Annotated in this window: 8 tRNA genes and 2 rRNA genes; all 10 read right to left on the bottom strand. The window is 47.2% G+C overall.

Annotated elements, in window-relative coordinates:
• A 16S ribosomal RNA gene (locus ACFQU5_RS11740) occupies positions 1-105 on the bottom strand; the annotation flags it as partial.
• A 124-nt stretch (positions 106-229) separates the two neighbouring features.
• Positions 230-305 (bottom strand) — tRNA-Ala (locus ACFQU5_RS11735).
• 20 nt (positions 306-325) lie between these two features.
• A tRNA-Pro gene (locus ACFQU5_RS11730) sits at positions 326-402 on the bottom strand.
• A 5-nt stretch (positions 403-407) separates the two neighbouring features.
• Positions 408-484 (bottom strand) — tRNA-Arg (locus ACFQU5_RS11725).
• 10 nt (positions 485-494) lie between these two features.
• Positions 495-583: transfer RNA gene (locus tag ACFQU5_RS11720), tRNA-Leu, on the bottom strand.
• A gap of 5 nt (positions 584-588) precedes the next feature.
• Positions 589-663: transfer RNA gene (locus tag ACFQU5_RS11715), tRNA-Gly, on the bottom strand.
• 41 nt (positions 664-704) lie between these two features.
• Positions 705-789 (bottom strand) — tRNA-Leu (locus ACFQU5_RS11710).
• Positions 790-810: 21 nt separating this feature from the next.
• Positions 811-885 (bottom strand) — tRNA-Lys (locus ACFQU5_RS11705).
• Positions 886-891: 6 nt separating this feature from the next.
• A tRNA-Thr gene (locus ACFQU5_RS11700) sits at positions 892-967 on the bottom strand.
• Positions 968-1,049: 82 nt separating this feature from the next.
• Positions 1,050-1,166, bottom strand: a 5S ribosomal RNA gene (gene rrf, locus ACFQU5_RS11695).
• Positions 1,167-1,345: the final 179 nt, after the last annotated feature.

Below are 1,345 nucleotides of genomic sequence, written 5' to 3'. Positions count from 1 at the left end.
CGCCGCTAACTTAACAGGAGCAAGCTCCCATCAAGTCCGCTCGACTTGCATGTATTAGGCACGCCGCCAGCGTTCGTCCTGAGCCAGGATCAAACTCTCCATAAAGAGAAAATTTGATAAAGCTCAAATTTTTGCTGGCATCAATTTTGATGTCCAAAATTTTGTTTCTCTAAATTATATAGAAGAAACTATATTCATTAACGTTTTGTTGTTCAGTTTTCAAGGTTCATGGTGGAGCCTAGCGGGATCGAACCGCTGACCTCCTGCGTGCAAGGCAGGCGCTCTCCCAGCTGAGCTAAGGCCCCATAGATATAATTAAGATCAATGGTCGAGAAGACAGGATTCGAACCTGCGACCCCTTGGTCCCAAACCAAGTGCTCTACCAAGCTGAGCTACTTCTCGAATATTGGCGCGCCCGGCAGGAGTCGAACCCACAACCTTCTGATCCGTAGTCAGACGCTCTATCCAATTGAGCTACGGGCGCTATTTATAAATGGTGCCGAGGACCGGAATCGAACCGGTACGGTAGTCACCTACCGCAGGATTTTAAGTCCTGTGCGTCTGCCAGTTCCGCCACCCCGGCACATTTGGAGCGGAAGACGAGGTTCGAACTCGCGACCCCCACCTTGGCAAGGTGGTGTTCTACCACTGAACTACTTCCGCATGTGCAAAATAGATTATTTTATAAATCTTTCAAACTTAAATGGTGCGGGTGAAGGGAGTCGAACCCCCACGCCTTGCGGCGCTAGATCCTAAGTCTAGTGCGTCTGCCAATTCCGCCACACCCGCATTAAGTTTATTAAATAAAACTGGTGAGCCATGAAGGACTTGAACCTTCGACCCTCTGATTAAAAGTCAGATGCTCTACCACTGAGCTAATGGCTCTAAAAATGGTGCCGGCGAAAGGAGTCGAACCCTCGACCTACTGATTACAAGTCAGTTGCTCTACCAACTGAGCTACACCGGCAAATATATATGGTGGAGGATGACGGGCTCGAACCGCCGACCCCCTGCTTGTAAGGCAGGTGCTCTCCCAGCTGAGCTAATCCTCCTGGGTAANGTCCTACTCTCACAGGGGGAAGCCCCCAACTACCATCGGCGCTAAAGAGCTTAACTTCCGTGTTCGGTATGGGAACGGGTGTGACCTCTTTGCCATCATCACTAGACTTTATTAATTTGAGACAAGATTTATTATACTACTTAAATTGCTAAATGCAAGCTTTTTAAATAATATTTTTTATTCTCTCAAAACTGGATAAAGACATTGAATGCGTTCAAGATTTAAATCTATTTGGTTAAGTCCTCGATCGATTAGTATTCGTCAGCTCCATGTGTCACCACACTT

Source organism: Ureibacillus sp. GCM10028918 (assembly GCF_042666115.1).
GTDB lineage: Bacteria > Bacillota > Bacilli > Bacillales_A > Planococcaceae > Ureibacillus.
The sequence above is the reverse complement of the archived record's forward strand: the minus strand, read 5'-3'. Positions and strand labels throughout refer to the sequence as shown.